The 18,863-nt window shown below is 59.1% G+C and carries 18 protein-coding genes; 7 read left to right on the top strand and 11 right to left on the bottom strand.

Annotated elements, in window-relative coordinates:
* Nucleotide 1 precedes the first annotated feature (1 nt).
* The 4 genes from ACESY8_RS01510 to ACESY8_RS01495 form a co-directional block, all read right to left on the bottom strand.
* Nucleotides 2-961, bottom strand: a complete 960-nt coding sequence (locus ACESY8_RS01510; protein WP_007490589.1) for an ABC transporter permease — start codon at nt 959-961, stop codon at nt 2-4.
* Nucleotides 951-1,937: an ABC transporter permease gene (locus ACESY8_RS01505; protein WP_007490591.1), complete on the bottom strand. Its 987-nt coding sequence runs from the start codon at nt 1,935-1,937 to the stop codon at nt 951-953. Before ACESY8_RS01505 ends, ACESY8_RS01510 begins: the two co-directional genes overlap by 11 nt.
* A 4-nt stretch (nt 1,938-1,941) precedes the next feature.
* A complete protein-coding gene (locus tag ACESY8_RS01500; protein ID WP_434307875.1) occupies nt 1,942-3,453 on the bottom strand; it encodes a sugar ABC transporter ATP-binding protein in 1,512 nt (503 codons plus the stop codon).
* Between the two features lie 145 nt (nt 3,454-3,598).
* Nucleotides 3,599-4,732: an ABC transporter substrate-binding protein gene (locus tag ACESY8_RS01495; protein WP_007490595.1), complete on the bottom strand. Its 1,134-nt coding sequence runs from the start codon at nt 4,730-4,732 to the stop codon at nt 3,599-3,601.
* A gap of 231 nt (nt 4,733-4,963) precedes the next feature.
* On the opposite strand from ACESY8_RS01495, the gene ACESY8_RS01490 reads away from it, so the two are divergent.
* Complete coding sequence (locus tag ACESY8_RS01490) at nt 4,964-5,926, top strand: AraC family transcriptional regulator (protein ID WP_007490599.1); 963 nt, start codon at nt 4,964-4,966, stop codon at nt 5,924-5,926.
* Between the two features lie 615 nt (nt 5,927-6,541).
* A complete protein-coding gene (locus ACESY8_RS01485; RefSeq protein ID WP_256274546.1) occupies nt 6,542-6,673 on the top strand; it encodes a hypothetical protein in 132 nt (43 codons plus the stop codon).
* A 252-nt stretch (nt 6,674-6,925) separates the two neighbouring features.
* Here ACESY8_RS01485 and ACESY8_RS01480 read toward each other — a convergent pair whose 3' ends face one another.
* From ACESY8_RS01480 to ACESY8_RS01450, 7 genes are all read right to left on the bottom strand, one after another.
* Entirely contained in the window at nt 6,926-8,326 is a 1,401-nt protein-coding gene (locus tag ACESY8_RS01480) for a short-chain fatty acid transporter (protein ID WP_024723755.1), read from the bottom strand.
* 65 nt (nt 8,327-8,391) lie between these two features.
* Entirely contained in the window at nt 8,392-9,321 is a 930-nt protein-coding gene (locus ACESY8_RS01475) for a 3-hydroxyacyl-CoA dehydrogenase family protein (protein WP_163390279.1), read from the bottom strand.
* A gap of 19 nt (nt 9,322-9,340) precedes the next feature.
* The gene (locus tag ACESY8_RS01470; protein WP_044938715.1) at nt 9,341-10,189 is read right to left on the bottom strand and encodes a beta-keto acid cleavage family enzyme; all 849 of its coding nucleotides are present in this window, start codon (nt 10,187-10,189) and stop codon (nt 9,341-9,343) included.
* Nucleotides 10,190-10,288: 99 nt separating this feature from the next.
* Complete coding sequence (locus ACESY8_RS01465; RefSeq protein ID WP_007491232.1) at nt 10,289-11,302, bottom strand: cyclase family protein; 1,014 nt, start codon at nt 11,300-11,302, stop codon at nt 10,289-10,291.
* A gap of 60 nt (nt 11,303-11,362) precedes the next feature.
* On the bottom strand, nt 11,363-12,292 hold the full coding sequence (locus ACESY8_RS01460; RefSeq protein ID WP_024723756.1) for a 3-hydroxyacyl-CoA dehydrogenase family protein: 930 nt from the start codon (nt 12,290-12,292) through the stop codon (nt 11,363-11,365).
* 22 nt (nt 12,293-12,314) lie between these two features.
* Nucleotides 12,315-13,109, bottom strand: coding sequence for an SDR family NAD(P)-dependent oxidoreductase (locus ACESY8_RS01455; RefSeq protein ID WP_007489454.1), 795 nt, complete (start codon nt 13,107-13,109; stop codon nt 12,315-12,317).
* Nucleotides 13,110-13,128: 19 nt separating this feature from the next.
* The gene (locus tag ACESY8_RS01450; RefSeq protein WP_007489453.1) at nt 13,129-13,482 is read right to left on the bottom strand and encodes a cupin domain-containing protein; all 354 of its coding nucleotides are present in this window, start codon (nt 13,480-13,482) and stop codon (nt 13,129-13,131) included.
* A gap of 401 nt (nt 13,483-13,883) precedes the next feature.
* On the opposite strand from ACESY8_RS01450, the gene ACESY8_RS01445 reads away from it, so the two are divergent.
* From ACESY8_RS01445 to ACESY8_RS01425, 5 genes are all read left to right on the top strand, one after another.
* Nucleotides 13,884-14,345 (top strand): winged helix-turn-helix transcriptional regulator, encoded by a 462-nt coding sequence (locus ACESY8_RS01445; RefSeq protein WP_009260808.1) that lies wholly within the window; start codon nt 13,884-13,886, stop codon nt 14,343-14,345.
* 170 nt (nt 14,346-14,515) lie between these two features.
* Nucleotides 14,516-15,853 (top strand): MATE family efflux transporter, encoded by a 1,338-nt coding sequence (locus ACESY8_RS01440; protein ID WP_007489450.1) that lies wholly within the window; start codon nt 14,516-14,518, stop codon nt 15,851-15,853.
* Between the two features lie 179 nt (nt 15,854-16,032).
* Nucleotides 16,033-16,878, top strand: coding sequence for a transketolase (locus tag ACESY8_RS01435; protein ID WP_243427649.1), 846 nt, complete (start codon nt 16,033-16,035; stop codon nt 16,876-16,878).
* Nucleotides 16,879-16,880: 2 nt separating this feature from the next.
* Entirely contained in the window at nt 16,881-17,828 is a 948-nt protein-coding gene (locus ACESY8_RS01430; RefSeq protein ID WP_054338635.1) for a transketolase family protein, read from the top strand.
* Entirely contained in the window at nt 17,825-18,652 is an 828-nt protein-coding gene (locus tag ACESY8_RS01425; protein WP_204681938.1) for a Cof-type HAD-IIB family hydrolase, read from the top strand. Before ACESY8_RS01430 ends, ACESY8_RS01425 begins: the two co-directional genes overlap by 4 nt.
* Nucleotides 18,653-18,863: the final 211 nt, after the last annotated feature.

Raw genomic sequence — 18,863 nt, 5'->3', positions numbered from 1 at the left:
TTCAGTCCTTTTTCCACAGTTGCTGGGCAGCCACCACTGCTAATATGATGCAGCCCTGAATGATCAGCTTGCCCACCTGGCTGATGCCCAGCATGGTCAGGATAGCCATGAGCAGCATCATGAAAAAGGAGCCCAGCACCACACCCCAAACGCCGCCCCGACCGCCCTCAATGGCGTTGCCGCCAATCAGGGCCGCAGCCAGTGAGTTCATGGAGTAGTCCCCTGCCAGGGTCAGGGAAGCAATGTTGTGGTACCCGGTCAGGATCAGGCCGGCCACAGCGGACATGAGAGCGCAGAAGATATAGGCCCCGGCCACTACCCGGACATTGGCGATGCCGCTGAGTCGGGCAGCCTTGGGGCTGCCGCCCACGGCGTACAGCCTGCGGCCCAGGGCGGTAAAGCGCAGCACCACCCACATAGCGGCCGCCAGAGCCAGCCAGATCAGCGTGGAAAAAGGGATGCCGAACAGGCGGCCGGTCCCGAGGGCACGTATAAAGGGGGCCGCGCTGCCGGTCGGTGAGCCCTGGGTGTAAACGTAGCAGATGCCCTCGCAGATGGTAGTGGTACACAGGGTCATGACAAAGGGGGCAATCTTTAGAAACAGCACGCCGAAGGCGTTGGCAGTACCAATGGCAAGTCCGATAAACAGGCACACCAGCAGCCCCAATGGACCATTGGCATCACTGCCCTGCATTGCCGATATGCAGAAGATGTTTACCATCATGACGGTGGCACCCACGGACAGGTCGATGCCCCCCACCAGAATAACCGCCGCCTGACCCAGGGTGATGATGCCGAGAGCAGACGCTTGGCGTGAGATGATGAGCATCTGCTCCACCGTCAGGGAGCCGGGCACCAGAACAGCCTGGGCGCCGGTCATCACCACGATGATGGCCAGCAACACCAGCGGCTGGAGGGAGGCAGTCCCCCTCGAGCGGTTCAACAGCAGATTATGACGCACGGCGACGCACCTCCAGCCGATCTGAAATGGAGTAAACCACCATGGCCGCGATGAGAAGGGCTCCCTTCATCACGTACTGGTAAAATTGGTTCACGTTGAGGTTGTTCATGACATTGGACAGCATGCCGATGAGGAACGCTCCTGCCACTGTGCCTGATAGCAGTCCAGTACCGCCCGCCAGGGAAGTCCCGCCAATCACGGTGGCGGCGATGGAATCCATACCGTAGTTGGCCCCACAGGTGGGGTCCCCCACCCGCATTCGGGAGGCCAGCAGCAGTCCTGTCACCGCGGCACACAGGGCCGCCAGCACGTATGCCTTCATGCTGGCCCGGGTGGTCTTGATGCCCATAGAGGCGGCAATGGTTCTGCTGCGGCCGATAGCATACAGGCTGGTGCCCGTCCGGGTGCGATAGAGCAGGTAGCGCATCACCAGAAATAGCGCCACCAGAATGAGCAGCGGCATACTGATGATGTCCCACTTCTTGTAGATCACCCGGGCGAAATCGGCGTTGATTTTGCCCCCCGCCACGGGCAGTATCCACAGTGCCACACCCTCCAGAATCGTGCTGGTACACAGTGTGGTAATCATGGGCGGCACCTTGAGATAGTTGACTCCCGCACCGTTGACCAAACCCACGCCGGCGGCAAAGGCAAACACCACTACCACACCCAGGAGCACCTGCGCCGGGTTGTCGCTGCCCATGAGGCGGGCGGCAATGGCGGTACACACACTGATGGTCGAACCCACAGACAGGTCGATACCGCCACTGATGATGACCAGGGTCTGCCCCAGGCTGACGCACGCCAGCGGAACACACTGCACCAGTACATTGGTGACATTATAGGCGGAACGATAGCTCTCCGAGTACACGCACATGGAGGCGAACACCACAAGCAGCAGCCCGCAGATGGTCAGCACACTGCTGAGTTGGGGGGTGGCGGCAAGTTTGCGGTGGATCCTTTCCAGTTGTTTCATAAGCCTACTCCTCCGTCATGCCGCTGGCGGCCTTCATGACCCGCTCCTCAGTGATCTCGCCGCGGGACAGCTCTTTGACGATCTTACCCTCATAGAACACCAGGGTCCGGTCAGACAGGCCAATCAGCTCCACCATATCGCTGGTAAGCATTAAAATGCCGATCCCCGCCTCGGTAAGCTGGTGGATAATCTGATAGATGGACATGCGGGCACCGATGTCGATGCCTTTGGTGGGCTCGTCGATGATGAGCACTCTGGGTTTCGTCATCAGCCACCGGGCCAGCATCACCTTCTGTTGGTTGCCTCCGGATAGGTGGGATACCAACTCCTCCATAGAGGATGCCTTGATCTGGAGACTGTCCATCTGTTCGGCCACCTGGGTTCGCTCCTCGTCCTCCTTTACCAGGCCCATGAGAGTGCATAGCCGCCGCAAGGCGGCCAGGGCGCTGTTCTTCCGGATGGACTGGGTAAGCACCAGCCCCTCCCCCCGCCGATCGTGGGTGACGTAGGCCACGCCATTGCGGATGCGCTCGGCAATTCCGCCGCTTTTCAGAGGGGTATCCTCCACAGAGATACTCCCCTGGGAAAACCGCTGGTCACCAAAAATAGCTCTGATCGCCGTCCGCTGGCCCTGTCCCTCCAAGCCGCCCAACCCCACAATCTCGCCGGCCCGAACGGAAAAACTCACGTGCTCCAGCTTTCCCGGGAGGGTCAGCCCCTCCACCCGCAGCAGTTCCGGGCCGAACTGCACCTGGCTGCGGTCTGGGTAGATGTCCTCAATAACGCGGCCCACCATCATACTGACCATGCGCTCTTTGTCCAGCTCCCCCCGCTCCAAGGTGCCCACCAGCTTGCCGTCCTTAAGTACCGTTACCCGGTCGGCCAGCTCCATGATCTCGTCCAGCCGGTGGGAAATATATAGCACAGACACCCCCTCCTGCCGCAGTTCCCGAACGATTCGAAACAGCCGGGCCACTTCGTCCTCCGCCAGAGCGGCTGTGGGCTCGTCCAGAATCAGGACACGGGGGCTGCCCAGCAGAGCCCGTACGATCTCCACACTTTGCCGCTCAGCCAGGTTTAGTTCCGCTACCGGCCTTTCCGGCTCCAATTGATATCCCAAGCGCTGGCAGCACTCTCGGATCTCCCGGCACATGCCTTTCCGGTCGGTGCGCCCCAGGGAGAGAACCCGTTCCCGCCCCAGAAACACATTTTCACACACCGATAGGTTCTCCAGCAGGTTTGACTCCTGGTGGACGAAACCAATGCCCTTTCTGTATGCGTCAATGGGGCTGGAAATTTTTACCGGATGACCATCCAGCCGGAGCTCCCCTCCGTTGGGCTGGAGGTTCCCCCCCAGTATATTCATCAGGGTGCTCTTTCCCGCCCCGTTCTCACCCACCAGGGCGTGGATCTCTCCCCTATGTACCGACATGGACACGTCATCCAGGGCTGTAACGCCGGGAAAGTTTTTTGTGATATGTAAGAATTCCAGATAGTCCTGTCCCAATACGCTCATCCTCCCGCTACGAGGTGAGGAAAGAGGCGATCAGGTCACCCTTCTCGCCCTTTCCCAGTGATGCCGGAAGCCGGCCTTCCACGGCTATGCATGCACTCCGGTAATGTGTGTGGGCTCCGGCCTCTCTTCAGCCATCAGTGATCCATCAGTGATCTGTAGCTACACCCTCGCCAGTAAGGCCCTGAGAGCCGTCGTTTCCGTTTCCGTACAGAGCCACAATATCCTCCTCGGTCATTTTGGTGCCACACCAGAAGCTGTCAGACAGATCCCAGCGAACATAGTCGTCCACTTGGTCATTGGTAATGGTGGGAATCTCCACGATAATGTCCTTCTCCCCCTCATAGGTACCATTCAGGATCTCCAGGCCAAGCTCGGCACCGTAAGCAAACAGCCAAGTTGGCAGGGAGGTGGCAATGCAGGACAGGCCGTCGTCCTTGTACTCGCTCCACAGTTTCAGAAAGCCGTTGCAGTCCTCACCCATCATGGGGATCCAGTCCCGACCGGAGTCGGCCCACACCTCGATGGCTGCACGGGTCATATCACCGCCCGAAGACCAGATGCCGTCGATGTCATCATAAGCGGCCAGCAAGTTTTCCATGACAGGCTTGGCAGTAGCATAGTCCCAGTCGGCATACTCGGAGGCAATTACATTGATGCCGGGGTATTCGGCAAAGGCATCCTGGGCACCCTGCATGCGCAGCACAGCACTGGACAGGCCGGCCATGCCATCCAGGCAGACAATATTGCCCTCGCCGCCCAACTCCTCGCACAGCCACTTGGCGCCCACGTAGCCGAAGTCGTAATCCCGGGCCACCACAGACACGTTGTATTTATCGGTAGCATCCGACAGGGGGGAGGTACAATTTACCACCACAATTCCCGCGTCGTAGGCCTCTTCTACCACTGCCGCCACAGATTCGGCAGAGATCGGCTGGAGAATCAACATATCCACGCCCTTGGCGATCAGATCCTCGATGTCGGAAATCTGCTTGTTTACGTCGTTATCGGCATTGTAGATATAGTACTCGGAGATCTGCTCATTGTTGCGCAGATAGGCTTCCAACTCGTTGACGCACTGTACGCCCCAGGTGTTGCCCACCCAGACGTTGGAGAAGCCAACCTTGTAAGTCTTGGTTTCACCGTCCGGCGCCGCGGATTGGGGGGCAGTTTCACCAGCGCCGCCCGACTGACTCGGGCTCTCTGCAGGGGTGCCGCCGCAGCCGGCTACCATCGCCAGGAGCATAACACAGGACAGGAGCAACGCGATCCACTTTTTCATTCCATACACTTCCTTTCAATATCGGAGCACAATAACATCAAACTTTCTTAATGAAACTGCGCTCTTATTGTCTATATGTTACAATCCACTTCCGATAGAATCAATCCCATTTCCGGTACTTTTTATAACAATTCCGGCTGGTTTCTTGGAATTTTTACAGGTCTGTGCTATCATAGTACTTAAGCACTAGGATAAATCCTTCCTTTAGAGATCAATTTTTGTATTTTGAATATGTTTTTCCTTCTTTCCCCAGTTGGTCCTCGTCAGAACTCCAAGAGCTCTATTCTGTCGCCGCGTTGGGAGGTGCACGCCACGAAACGTTTTAACTGGGAATATGAATTTGACCCCTCCTTCCCCATCCATCTGTTCCCCTATCAAGTGATGGGAAATAAGGACCCTATGCACTGGCACCGCTACCACGAGATCGGCCTGTGCGTGGGAGGAACAGGGAAATTTGTTTATCTGAACAAGGTCTACCCTGTGAAGCCAGGTGACATCTTCATCTCTAATAACTACGAGAGCCACGTAGCCATCTCTGACGGAACCCAGGACTGCCGATACCTGTTTCTGATTTTCCTTCCCTCGGCTATCTCTGCTCCTGGCAGCCAAGCAGTAGACAGCCAGTATCTGCGTTTTCTAAACTATAACCCCCTGAGTTTTCAAAACCGCATCCATGCCGACGACCCGGCCGCCGACTGGCTGGGCGAACTCATCCGCAGGGCCTATCAGGTGTATGCCAAGCGGAGTCCTTTCTACCAAATGGAATTGGACATTCTGCTGCGGCAGGTGCTTTTGGCCCTGTCTCAAGCCCGCAGTTCGTTGGAAAACGTCCAGCATGTCCCCAATTTTAGTCCAAAGATTGCTGAGGCCCAGGTATATATTAACGACCACTACACCGAACATCTGACTCTCTCTCAGGTGGCAAGCCATCTGAATTTAAATGAGTCCTATTTTCGCCATTTGTTCAAGGATGAGATGCAGATCTCCTTCAAGTCCTATGTCACACTGCTACGGCTGGCCCATGCTCAAAAGCTGCTGATCGCCTCCCAGCGGAGCATCAATGAGATTATCCAAGAGGTAGGTTACAGTAATATTACACAGTTCTATAAAATTTTTGAGTTAAACTATAACTTGACCCCGGCGGAGTATCGCCGTCGCTATCGGGACTCCTATGCAGATGCCCCGCCTCTGTAAGCCTGCCTTTCGCCGCTTGCTGTGAATGCGCTGTTTTTTACCACTTGGCGGGATAGCGGAGCATTTAACTTGCCGCGGGCGGTCGTTAGACAGCTTTTATGGGCAGAAGCCCGTATCCACCTTTGGCTGAGGGCTATATTGACAATCTAGGCCCAATATTGAGAGGTGCCCGCTGGAGAAGCTCTACAAGGACCTTCTGCCCAGGGGATGGATAGAACGGCTTGAGCGCAGGAACAGCCCAGAGGCCTGCGTCCCAAGATAGTACAAAATATCCGCCAGATCACTTCCTCTGTAATGAACTTGGTCAGAGCGCAAAGGCTGGTCCCCGCCACCTCGCCGAAAAGCTGGACCCTGCCCAGGCTGGAGCACCAGGCGATGAAGCCTCTGTCGTTAAAGCACCCCCAATCCCTCCTGCGGAAAGCAAAAAAGGGCGGCGTATTGGTACCCAGAACCAGCCACTGGACTCTGTCGGTGAGGACTGCCGGGCTCCAAATGGGAATGCATTGATTTGGAGAGGGGTGACCTCCGGGTTAAGCGGCAGATCACCCGTATCAACGGAGATAAGGAAACCGAAGTCCTGCCGGTGTGCCGGCCTCCCCGGACAGTGTTCTGCATATGCTTCACCAAGTGCTAAAGCGGGTGGGGCTGTCCGGGGACTTCTCTGCGTGGTTTACCCCGGAACCCTGCGCCCATGTCACCACGGTCTCCCAGCGCCAGGCGGCCAAAGCCACGTGGAGACTGCTCTGAAATCCCATTTGGGTCAGACAAAAACGGAAAGGAATCAGGCCGCGAAAGAAACCCCGTCAGAATCTGTGAATTCTGACGGGGTTCTGCTTTTTGAGAAGGGCTATAAACGTTTTTTGGTCATTCCAAGGAGTGCCGATACTTAAGCGCCAACCAGACAGCAGGAGCATTCACCGGCTGCTAGTTGCCACTCAAATAAGGGGGTGCAACAGCACGGGTATGTTCCCAGCATTAACTCGTGATGAGGCGTTTCATTCAGACAAACATGGGGATAAAATACAGGCCGAGACAGGTGATGCCAATCCAGAACACGCAGATAAATGCCATAAAGCCCCATACATCTTTCAGCTTCATGCCAACTACGGACAGGGCAGGGATGACATACAAGGGCTGAAGCAGGTTCGTACACTCATCGCCCAGCACAAACGCATTGAGGCAGTTGACCAGGTCAGTACCGGGTATGGCCTTTGCAGCCTCCACAATCAGCGGTCCCTGCACGGTAAACTGTCCGCCCTGAGAGGGGATAAACAGATTTACCAGGCAGGCCGACAGGAAGGTAAAGATCGGCATGGTGTGGGCGGTGGCGACAGACGTGATAGCATTGACCAGCACAGAACCCAAGCCGCCGTCCAGATACATCATGCCCATGATAGCGCCATAGAAGGGGAACTGGAGGATGATATCCGTGGCCAGATGCATGGAGTCTGTGTGGGCCTCCATCCACTGATGCGGCTCAGGGAAGAGGAAGCAGTTGACACCCACAAACAGGAAAATCACAAAATTCATGTTCAGGCTTCCCAGAAACCCCTTGGTGACAAAGGAGTAGACGGCATACGCAAAGATGAAGGCGCCGACCAGCCACATAATGGGGCGGAACGTGTTCATCTTTTCCGCAGGGGTTTCGGCCTTTTTGGTGCTCTTATAGCTCTTTGGCTCCACATCAGCCTGGGTGGCTACATCGCGCAGCTCCACCAGCTCGTCTTCGCCAGGGCGGGTAAACACGACAATAACGGTAAATGCGATTGCCAGAACCGTAAACAGGATGATATTCATGGGGTTGTAGCAAGTCTCAGCCACACTCATGGTCTGGCCGACAATCTGAGCATAAGAGCTGCCCTCAGTAGCCAGATTGGAATACAGGGTGGCGGAAGGCCCCAGGCACTGACCCAGAATCATGCAGGTATATCCACCAGCCACCATCATGGGGAAGTGCAGGCCGCGGACATGCTTGGCAAGCTGCATGGCGAGGATGGGAGTAACTATGGTGCAGAAGGCATAGTTCATCATAGAGGTGACATAGCCGAAGATCATCATCAGCACCAGTGCCGTAGTCCGGCTGTGTACCATGCTGGACATCTTGTTCAGCAGACGGTTCACCTGTGGACTGCGGGCGCAGGTGGCGCACACGACAACCATAATGCCCATCTGGAAAGCCAAGGTAAACTGGCTGCTCAGGCCGTCCCACCATCCCACCAGAAGCTCCAGCGGGCTTTTGCCGCACAGGAGAAGGGACAGCACGAACACAAGGAAGGTCAAGATGATACAGAACACAAAAGAGTCCGGAATAATTTTCTCTGCGGCGAAATTGAACTTTTTGCTCATACGCCACAGCGGAGTGCCCTTCAGTTGGGCTGCTGCTTGGGGCTGTTTCGACATGGGATCGCTTCCTTTCTCATTCTCTCGTTCTATCTATGGCATGTGAGTCGCGGAACACACTTTCCTTACTTTCCGTAGAGCATCCGAATCAGATACTCATTGAGCTCGGCGTTGGACTGGGCGACCTGCTCAGGCGTCCACTTCTGGAAGCCCTCGCCGGTCTTGAAGCCGATCTTGCCCGCATCGCGGAGCTGCTTGAGCAGGGGGGAGGGCTCGTGGGAGTCCTCCAGATCCCGCAGGATGTAGTCGTGGATGCTATAGGTCAGGTCGGTACCCACCATGTCGGCGTTCTCCATGGGGCCGAGCTGGGGCAGCCGCAGGCCGAAGGAGTAGCGCACCGCCTCGTCCACGGTGGCGGCGTCGGCGATGCCGTTCTCCACGATGGAGATGGCCTCCCGCCACAGGGCGTGCTGCATGCGGTTGGCGATGAAGCCGGGCACGTCCTTTTTGCACAGCACGGGCTTCTTGCCCACGGAGCGCAGCACCTCCATCACCGTCTGGGCCACCTCGTCGCTGGAGGCGTCGGACTTGACCACCTCCACCAGGGGGATCAGGTGGCCGGGGTTCCAGAAGTGAGTGCCCACAAAGCGCTCACGGTGCTTCAGCTCGGCGGAGATCTCGCTGGGGCTCATGACAGAGGAGTTGGTGCAGAAGATGGTGTCGGGGCGGCAGCGCGCCTCCAGCTTGGCGAAGGTCTCCCGCTTGATCTTCATGTCCTCGAAAACGGCTTCGATCACCAGATCGGCGTTCTTCACCAGATCGCTGTCGATGTCGTTGGTAAAGGAGATGCGGGAGAGACGGTCGCTCAGCTCCTGCTCGGTGATGACGCCCTTGTCCAGGAGCTGCCTGGTGTTGGTGCGGATGCCCGCCTCCACATCAGTGGGGTACAGATCATACATGCCCACCTGGAAGCTGGGGTTGGACGCAAACACATAGCCGATGTTCTTGCCCATCATGCCCGCGCCACAGATGAGAATGTTCTTGATTTCTTTCATGCTGCTCGACTTCCTTTTTTCACTTCAAGCCCAAAATCCCGCGGGCCTCGGCGGGGGTGGCGACCTGCTTGCCGTACTCCTCGATGACGCGGCGGGCGCGCTCCACGAACTGCACGTTGCTCTCGGCCAGAACGCCCTTGGCGTACATCACGTTGTCCTCCATGCCCACGCGGATGTGGCCGCCCAGCGCCACAGCGCCGTACAGCATCTCCAACGCGCAGTGGCCCACACCAAAGCAGCTCCAGGTGGAGCCGGGGCACAGGGACTCCATGGTTTCCTTCATAAAGATCAGGTTCTTCAGGGAGCCGGGGATGCCGTTGGCGCAGCCCATGCAGAACTGGAAGTGAAGGGGGGCCTTCAGCACGCCCTTCTTCAGGTAGTAGGCGGCGTTGGCAATCATGCCGGGGTCAAAGGCCTCGATCTCCGGCTTGACGCCCCACTCCTGCATGTTCTTGCCCAACTCCTCCAGGAAGGCAGGAGGGTTGAGGAACAGGGAGGTGTGCAGCCAGTTCATGGAGCCGCAGTCATAGGAACCCATCTCGGGGCGCAGCTCCTTCAGGTGGATCTGGCGGGTGGTGTCGTCGGCGTGGATGTCGCCGGAGGTGGTCATGTTCAGGATGATGTCGCAGTCGGGGTGGTTGGCGCGCAGCAGCTCCACGGTCTTGCGGAACTTCTCCTTGTCCATGGTGCCGTGCCCCTCGTCGTCCCGCATGTGCAGGTGGGCGATGGCCGCGCCGGCCTTCCAGCAGGCGTACACGTCCTCGGAAATCTCCTCCGGGGTCATGGGCACGTTGGGGTTGTTGGCCTTGGTGGGCCAGGCGCCCGTAGTGGCCACAGTGATGATCGTCTTGTTCTTCAGCTCGCTCATGGAATTCAGGTCCTTTCTCCATTTGGTGTAGACATCACGTAAAGCGGCGGGCATAGCGCACGCCGCTTTACGGTATGGGTGGAACTCAATCCGGTTGCATTACTTGTTGCGGTTGAACAGCTTGCGCATGTACTCCAGACCACTGTCGCCGTGGCCGGACTCATCGGCGTAGCCGGTGCCGCCGTATTTGTAGGTGCGGTCGGGCACGCTGGCATCCACGTCGTCCTCGTCGATGAAGGCCACGCAGCGGGACATGGCGCCGTCGCCCATGTACCAGCGCAGGGGGAAGCAGAAGAAGTTGAAGACCTTGCCCGGCTTGATCTTGTCCAGATCGCCGCCCAGGTTCTCAACGCCCACGATGCCGTGGCCCAGCATCTCCTTGTGGCAGGGCTCCCAGGTGCCCCATACGCCCAGATCCTCCAGCTCGCCGAACTTCTCGTCGTAGGCGGCCTGGCCGTGGATGCGGATGTACTCGAACTTGTCGAACTCGGCATAGGCCTCCTCGCCGAACAGCTCCTTGTACTCCTCGGTGATGGGCTTGCCGGTGGCGCCCAGCAGGTTCATGCGGGTCATGCCGTTGTTGCCCATGGCGGTGTGCAGGGGGTGATCCAGGGCCTGGCTGTCCATGGCGACGCACTTGACGCCGTGCTTGACAAACCACTTGCCGGCGTCGATGCCGGTGCCGATGGAGTAGTGATAGTAGGCCTTGGAGTCATCGAACAGGCGGTGCATGCCGGTGTTCAGGCACAGAACCTTGCCCTTCAGGGAGGCGGGGTCGATGCCGCACTTCTTGCAGGCCTCGTCCAGGTGCTTGTCGGTGATCAGGGTCCAGGGCTCCACGTCCAGCTTCAGCACCACAGCCTCGCCGGTGTAGGCATCAATGGGCATCTCGTGGGTGTAGCGGGCGCGGCGGCCGTCAAACTCGTACTCCATGACGTGACGGGGGGCGTCGCAGTGGGTGCCGGTGTGCATGGTGCAGGTGATCTTGGAGGTGAGCACGCCGCCCTTGGCCATGGTGTGGGCGTTGGTGATCTCGGGCTTGTCAAAGTAGGGCCAGCGGGGAATCTCCGCGCTGAAGGGATGGGTCAGGTCCACATAAACTTTTTTACCCATGATAAAGTTCCTCCTTGGATAATCATAGCAGAGTGTGAGACAAAAGGGAAGGGAAAGTTTTTACTTTCCGTAGAGCATCCGAATCAGATACTCATTGAGCTCGGCGTTGGACTGGGCGACCTGCTCAGGCGTCCACTTCTGGAAGCCCTCGCCGGTCTTGAAGCCGATCTTGCCCGCATCGCGGAGCTGCTTGAGCAGGGGAGAGGGCTCGTGGGAGTCCTCCAGATCCCGCAGGATGTAGTCGTGGATGTTATAGGTCAGGTCGGTACCCACCATGTCGGCGTTCTCCATGGGGCCGAGCTGGGGCAGCCGCAGGCCGAAGGAGTAGCGCACCGCCTCGTCCACGGTGGCGGCGTCGGCGATGCCGTTCTCCACGATGGAGATGGCCTCCCGCCAGAGGGCGTGCTGCATGCGGTTGGCGATGAAGCCGGGCACGTCCTTTTTGCACAGCACGGGCTTCTTGCCCACGGAGCGCAGCACCTCCATCACCGTCTGGGCCACCTCGTCGCTGGAGGCGTCGGACTTGACCACCTCCACCAGGGGGATCAGGTGGCCGGGGTTCCAGAAGTGAGTGCCCACAAAGCGCTCACGGTGCTTCAGCTCGGCGGAGATCTCGCTGGGGCTCATGACAGAGGAGTTAGTGCAGAAGATGGTGTCGGGGCGGCAGCGCGCCTCCAGCTTGGCGAAGGTCTCCCGCTTGATCTTCATGTCCTCGAAAACGGCTTCGATCACCAGATCGGCGTTCTTCACCAGATCGCTGTCGATGTCGTTGGTAAAGGAGATGCGGGAGAGACGGTCGCTCAGCTCCTGCTCGGTGATGACGCCCTTGTCCAGGAGCTGCCTGGTGTTGGTGCGGATGCCCGCCTCCACATCAGTGGGGTACAGATCATACATGCCCACCTGGAAGCTGGGGTTGGACGCAAACACATAGCCGATGTTCTTGCCCATCATGCCCGCGCCACAGATGAGAATGTTCTTGATTTCTTTCATGCTGCTCGACTTCCTTCCAGGCTTAGCAGGTCAGGTAACCGCCAGAGCAGTCGCAGTTGGCGCCCGTGATGTAGTTGGAGGCGTCGGAGGAGAGGAACAGGGCGTAGCCCACGAAGTCCTCAGGCTCGGCCAGACGGCCGATGGGCTCGCGCTTCAGGAAGTTCTGATACACGGCGGACTCGGGATCGAACATCCACTCGGTCAGATCACTGCGGAACACGGTGGGGCAGATGGAGTTGACGTTGATGCCGTACTTGGCGCTCAGGTCGCAGGCCATGGAGGACACCATCAGGTCGGCGCCGCCCTTGGAGGTGCAGTAGCCGGTGTAGCCAGCCATGCCGCGCTTGGAGCGCTGGGAGGTGACCACCACGATCTTGCCGCCCTTGCCCTGGTCGACCATCTGCTGGGCAACATACTTGCACACCACATAGACACTCTTGCAGTCGGCATCCATGATATACTGCCAGTCGGCCACGGACTGCTCCAGGATGTTCTGGGGCTTGTTAAAGCCGTGGGTGACGGCCAGGATGTTGACCTCGCCGTACTGGGCCACACAGGCCTTAATCATGGCGTCCACCTGGGCCTCGTCGGCGGGATCGGCCACGCCGTAGGCGCAGTCGATGCCCTCGGCCTTGAACTCGGCCTCCAGAGCCTGGAGCTTCTTCTCGTTGCGGCCGGTCATGAACACCTTGGCACCGGCATAGCCGTAAGCCTTGGAGAGGACGCAGCCCAGAGCGCCGGTGGCGCCGGTGACCAGGGCGACCTTGCCCTTCACGGAGAACATGTTGTCGACGAACTCTTTCTTCACGTTGACCATTTCTGCTTCCTCCTCTTACTTACTGCGCGTCGGGATAATTGATGATGACCAGCATCTTGGCGGGCTTGCCGCTCTCATTCTTCAGGCCGCGGCCCTCGTTGGGGGGGAAGGAGATGGACTCGTTCTTGTGGATGACGTACTTGTTGCCGTCTTTGTCGGTAACGGTCATCTCGCCCTCCAGGACGAAGTAGACCTTCTCCAGGGGGTTGTCGTCGTAGGCCCAGTCAGCGCCGCCGTCGGGCTCGAACTCGGACACACCGATCCAGAACTTCTGGGCGCCGGTCTCGTCCTTGCCGTGGTAGCGCTTGCAGGTTACGCCAAAATGACCGGCGGGGAAATAGGGCTCCAGCTCTTCATAAGTACGCTTGATCATTTGAAATCCGCTCCTTCTTATGTCAGCATTTTCAGGAAACCAATGCGATGAATTGGAACTTATGCTTTCCTTTTCGAGCCGTAGTGTATCGGAAAATAAAAATTTGTGCAATACCCACAATTATGTAAGTAGATAACCTGTAGGTTTGCACGTACCAAAAGGTAAGTGCTCCGAAATTGTATAATTCGAATAAAAGAGAAAAAGGGATATTGTGTAAACTATTCGGTACAAAAGTGTATCTCTGTGGAAGTTGGATAGGTTGCACAAATTTCAGCAAAAAATTTTGGCGCGTTACAGTGGGGCGGAAAAAGTTTTCCTTGTGGGAGTGGTGGGGGTGTGATATGATAATGCAGGTCTATCTTTATATAGTTGTATCACAAAAGAAAATGAGGTGAACGCCTGTGAAAGCGGACAATTTTGACACACCGACTAATCCCTATCACTATGTGTTGCACTGCATCGGCGGAAAGTGGAAGATGACCATTCTCCATGAAATCTATACGTACGGCAGTATCCGCTTTAACCAGACGCTTAAAATCCTGCCCATCTCGGAAAAGGTGTTCAGCCAGCAGCTCAAGGAGCTGGTGGAGGCGGGGCTGATCCGCCGCATCTCCTACGACACGGTGCCGCCCAAGGTGGAGTATGTGCTCACGCCCAGCGGGGAGCAGCTCATCCCTGCCCTGGACATACTCTATATCTGGAGTATCCGCCAGATGCACGACCGCAGAATCCCCATCGATGCGGATGCCTTTGTAGTGCACAAGTCGGAGAAGTATGTGGACGCACTGGGTGACATCATGCGGGAGAACAACTTCTGGCCCGGGCGGGAGCGCCGGCGCGGCGTGGAGCAGGGCGAGGAGTAAACGTATATTGCGTTATTATAGGGAATTATAAGGAAACGGGCGGCGGAAGCCGTCCGTTTTTGTGTGGTGGTGACAAAAAAGTTAGTATTGCCTTGCCAGGAAATCCGCAGTAAACTTTAACAACGTGTAAAGAAACGGGGAATTGAACGCATATAAGGAGGGGGTACGCTATGCCCGCTGTAGAACAGGATCTTACCCAGGGCAGCGTCACGCGCAAGCTGGTCCGGTATGCCCTGCCACTGGTGGCGTCCAGCCTGCTGCAGGCTATTTATAGTATCACGGACATCATCATCGCCGGGCACTACATCGGTGATGTGGGAATTTCCGCCATCAACAACGCCAGCATCATTATGAATATGCTCACCCAATTGGCCATTGGGCTGACAGTGGGTGGGAATGTGCTGGTGGGCCAGTATTTCGGCAGCGGCGACCACGAGAACCGTCGGAAGTCCGCGGGCAACATGCTCACCGTGGGCCTCATCGCCGGCCTGCTCTTTGCCGCGGGCATTCTGCTGCTGGGACGGCCGCTGCTGATTTTGCTCCAGTCCCCCACCCTGGAGGAGGCCACCGCCTATCTGAGCATCTGCGGCGTGGGCCTGCTGTTCATCTTTGTCTACAATTCCCTCTCCGCCATCCTGCGCGGGGTGGGCAACTCCCGCATCCCGCTGTACTGCATCATTGCGTCGGTGAGCCTCAACGTGGTGCTGGATATCCTGTTCGTGGCAGGGTTCCACATGGGGGTGGCGGGGGCGGCCCTGGCCACCGTGATCGGCCAAGCGATATCCTGCCTGACCGCTCTGGTGTTCTCCCTGCGCCACCGGGCGGATCTGGGCCTGCTGCCCCGCTATCTCCGCCCCGAGGCGGAGATGGTCAAACGCACCCTGAAGCTGGGCTTTCCGGTAGCCCTCCAGTGGACCATCGCCTCCATCTCCTGGCTGGTGGTGCTCACCCTCATCAACAAGTACGGCGTCACCGTCTCCGCCGGCAACGGCGTGTCCAACAAAATCCGCGACTTCTGCCAGCTCTTCCTCTCCGCCCTGACCACCGGCGCGGGCACCATGTGCGCCCAGTGCCTGGGAGCGGGCCTCTATGACCGGGCCGAGCAGGTGATGAAGACCTGCATGAAGCTGGCCCTGGCCATGGCGGCGGTGATTATCGTGGTGGCCGAGGTGTTTGCCCCCCAGTTTGCCATGATCTTTACCCCCGATCCGGAGGTGCAGCACTGGGCGGTGGTCAACCTGCGTATTGAGATTGTCTGCCAGCTCTTCTACGCCGGCATGTTTACCTACAACACCCTGGCCACCGGCTCAGGGCATACAGTGTTCATCATGTGGAACTCCTTCCTCAACTGCATCGTGGTGCGGCTGATCCTGGCTGTCGTCCTGGAGCACTTCCTGGGCATCTACGGCGTCTACATCGCCTGCGGCGTCGCCGTGGCCAGCTCGGTGCCGGTGGGCTGGTGGTTCTACCGCTCAAAGCGATGGATGACCATGAAGAACATCCACTAGAAATAAGGGGCCGGGGGCGCCTGCGCGCCCTGCCGGCCCCCCTTTTTTCCCCAAAGCCGCGCAGAGAAACCAATGTTTTTTACAGTTCGCCAGTTGAAAGCGCGGGCCTGGTACGATATACTTAATACAGACAGTTCAAAATACGGCCATCGGGCTGAGAAATGGGAAAGGTGAATCGGATGGAACAGGCAAAGGTTCAAAACCTGGCATTGACGGCGGCGCGTTCCCGGCTGCTGGCGCTGGATATGGTGTACGGCGCGGCGTCGGGACACATCGGCGGCTCCCTGTCGTCGCTGGATATCCTTACAACCCTGTATTTCCACGTGATGCGGGTGAACCCCGACGCTCCGCAGGCCCCGGAGCGGGACCGCTTTGTGCTCTCCAAGGGGCACTGTACGCCGGCGCTCTACTCCACTCTGGCCCAGCGGGGCTTTTTTCCACTGGAGGAGCTGAAGCAGTTCCGCCGCATTGACGGGCACATGTCGGGCCATGCCGAAATGCGCCACGTCAAGGGCGTGGATATGTCCACGGGCAGCCTGGGGCAGGGAATTTCCGCGGCCGTGGGCATGGCTCTGGCGGGCAAGGCGGACGGCCGGGACTACCGGGTGTATGCCCTGCTGGGAGACGGCGAGATCGAGGAGGGTCAGGTGTGGGAGGCCGCCATGGCGGCGGCCAAGTACCGCCTGGACAACCTGTGTGCCGTGGTGGACGTCAACGGCCTGCAGATTGACGGCGCCACGGCGGACGTGATGCCCTCCGAGCCGCTGGATCAGAAGTTTGAGGCCTTCAACTGGAACGTCATCCGTGTGGACGGCCACGACTACGCCGCCCTGGCGGAGGCGTTTGCTGCCGCCGCGGCCTGCAAGGGAAAGCCCACGGTGCTCCTGGCCAGGACGGTGAAGGGCAAGGGCGTGTCCTTTATGGAGGGGGACTACGGCTGGCATGGCAAGGCCCCCAACGCCGAGCAGTATGAGAAGGCCCGGGCGGAGCTGGCCGCCCGCGTGGCAGAACTGGAGGGAAAGTAAGCATGGCAGAGAAGATTGCAACCCGCGCGGCCTACGGCGAGGCCCTGGTGGCCCTGGCGGAGGAGTACCCGGAGCTGGTGGTGCTGGACGCGGACCTGTCCGGCTCCACCATGACCAAGGGCTTTGCCAAGGCCCATCCCGACCGCTTTTACAACATGGGCATTGCCGAGGCCAACATGACCGGCGTGGCCGCCGGCCTGGCCGCCTGCGGCAAAAAGCCCTTCACAAACACCTTTGCCATGTTCGCCGCCGGGCGGGCGTGGGAGCAGGTGCGCAACTCCATCGCCTATCCCCGACTGAATGTCAAGGTGGTGGGCTCCCACGGCGGCCTGTCCGTGGGAGAGGACGGCGCCACCCATCAGTGCATCGAGGATTACGCCATCATGCGGGCCATCCCCAACATAATGGTGGTCTCCCCCTGCGACGGCCCCGAGATGCGGCAGGCGGTGCGCGCTCTGCTGGACTATGACGGCCCCGCCTATCTGCGGCTGGGCCGCCTGGCGGTGGAGAGCGTCACCGACGCTATCCCTGGCTACACCTTCCACCTGGGACAGGGCGTCACCCTGCGGGACGGCTCCGACGTGACGGTAATCGCCACCGGCATGATGGTGCAGATGGCGCTGAAGGCGGCGGAGCGCCTGGCGGAAGAGGGCCTGTCCGTCCGGGTGCTGGATATGCACACCATCAAGCCCCTGGACGGGGAGCTGGTGCTCAAGGCGGCGCTGGAGACCGGGGCCATCGTCACCACCGAGGAGGCCAACGTGGTGGGGGGCCTGGGCTCGGCGGTGGCGGAGTTCCTGGCCGAGCACCACCCGGTGCCGGTGGTGCGCCACGGCGTCAACGACGTGTTCGGCCGCTCCGGCAAGGCGGAGACCGTCCTGGAGGCCTACGGCCTCACCCCGGAGGGCATCGCGGAAAAGGTGCGCCATGCGGTGAAGCGGAAGAAATGACGGACATCAAGCTCATCTGCCTGGACATGGACGGCACCCTCCTGGGGGCCGACCACGCCACGGTGCCGGCGCGGAATGTCCGCGCCCTGCGGGCGGTGTCGGAGCGGGGGACGGCGGTGGCCGTCGCCAGCGGCCGACCGTGGGGATTCCTGCACGAGGTAGCGGAGCAGTTGGGTGTGCTGCGCTATGCGGTGCTGTCCAACGGAGCCGCCGTACTGGATGTGTGCACGGGGGAGTGGCTGTACCGCAACTGCATCCCCGAGGAGACCCGGCAGGCGCTGACGGAGCTGCTGCTGGAAGAGGGCGTGCCCTTTGAGGTCTATTGCGAGGGAGAGAGCTGGATTCAGCGGGACCGGCTGGAGGGCGTGCTGGCCCATACCTTTTCCCCTGAGTTCCAGCAGGTGCTTCAGGAGCACGCCCGCTTTCCGGCGGATCTGAACGCCGCCCTGCGGGGCCGGCTGGTGGAGAAGATCCATGTGTTCCATGTTCCGCCGGAGGGTCGAAAGTCCCTGATGGAGCGGGCGGCGGCCTGCGGCGCGCTGGAGATGGTCACCTCTTTCGCGGAAAATCTGGAGTTTACCGCCGTCGGCGTCAACAAGGGGACCGCCGTGCAGGCCCTGAGCGCCCGGCTGGGGCTGGGGCCGGAACAGGTCATGGCCTTCGGCGACGCAGGCAATGACCTGGAGATGCTGGCCTGGGCGGGATGGTCCTTTGCCATGGCTAACGCCTCGGTGGAGGCCAAGAAGGCCGCCCGCTATGAGACCGGCTCCAATGCGGAGGGCGGCGTCGGCATGGCGGTGGAGCGCTGGCTCCTGACGGAATAAATCAGAAACGGCGCATGGCCTTTTGCCATGCGCCGGAGGCTGCCAAGAAATCCTCCTGTGGAGGCGTTCGAAGGGAAGGATAGTGTGAAAGGGAACCGTCAGGGTTCCCTTTCGCGTTGGATCAAATGACTTTTTGAAACTTAAAGAAGTTTCAAAAAGTCTGAACAGCCTGTCGGAAAGAATTTTCCGACAGGCTGCGGGGGGGGGGGGG

The organism is Clostridium sp. ATCC BAA-442 (genome assembly GCF_964239415.1).
Lineage (GTDB): Bacteria > Bacillota > Clostridia > Oscillospirales > Oscillospiraceae > Flavonifractor > Flavonifractor plautii.
This window is presented reverse-complemented; position numbering and strand designations above follow the sequence as displayed.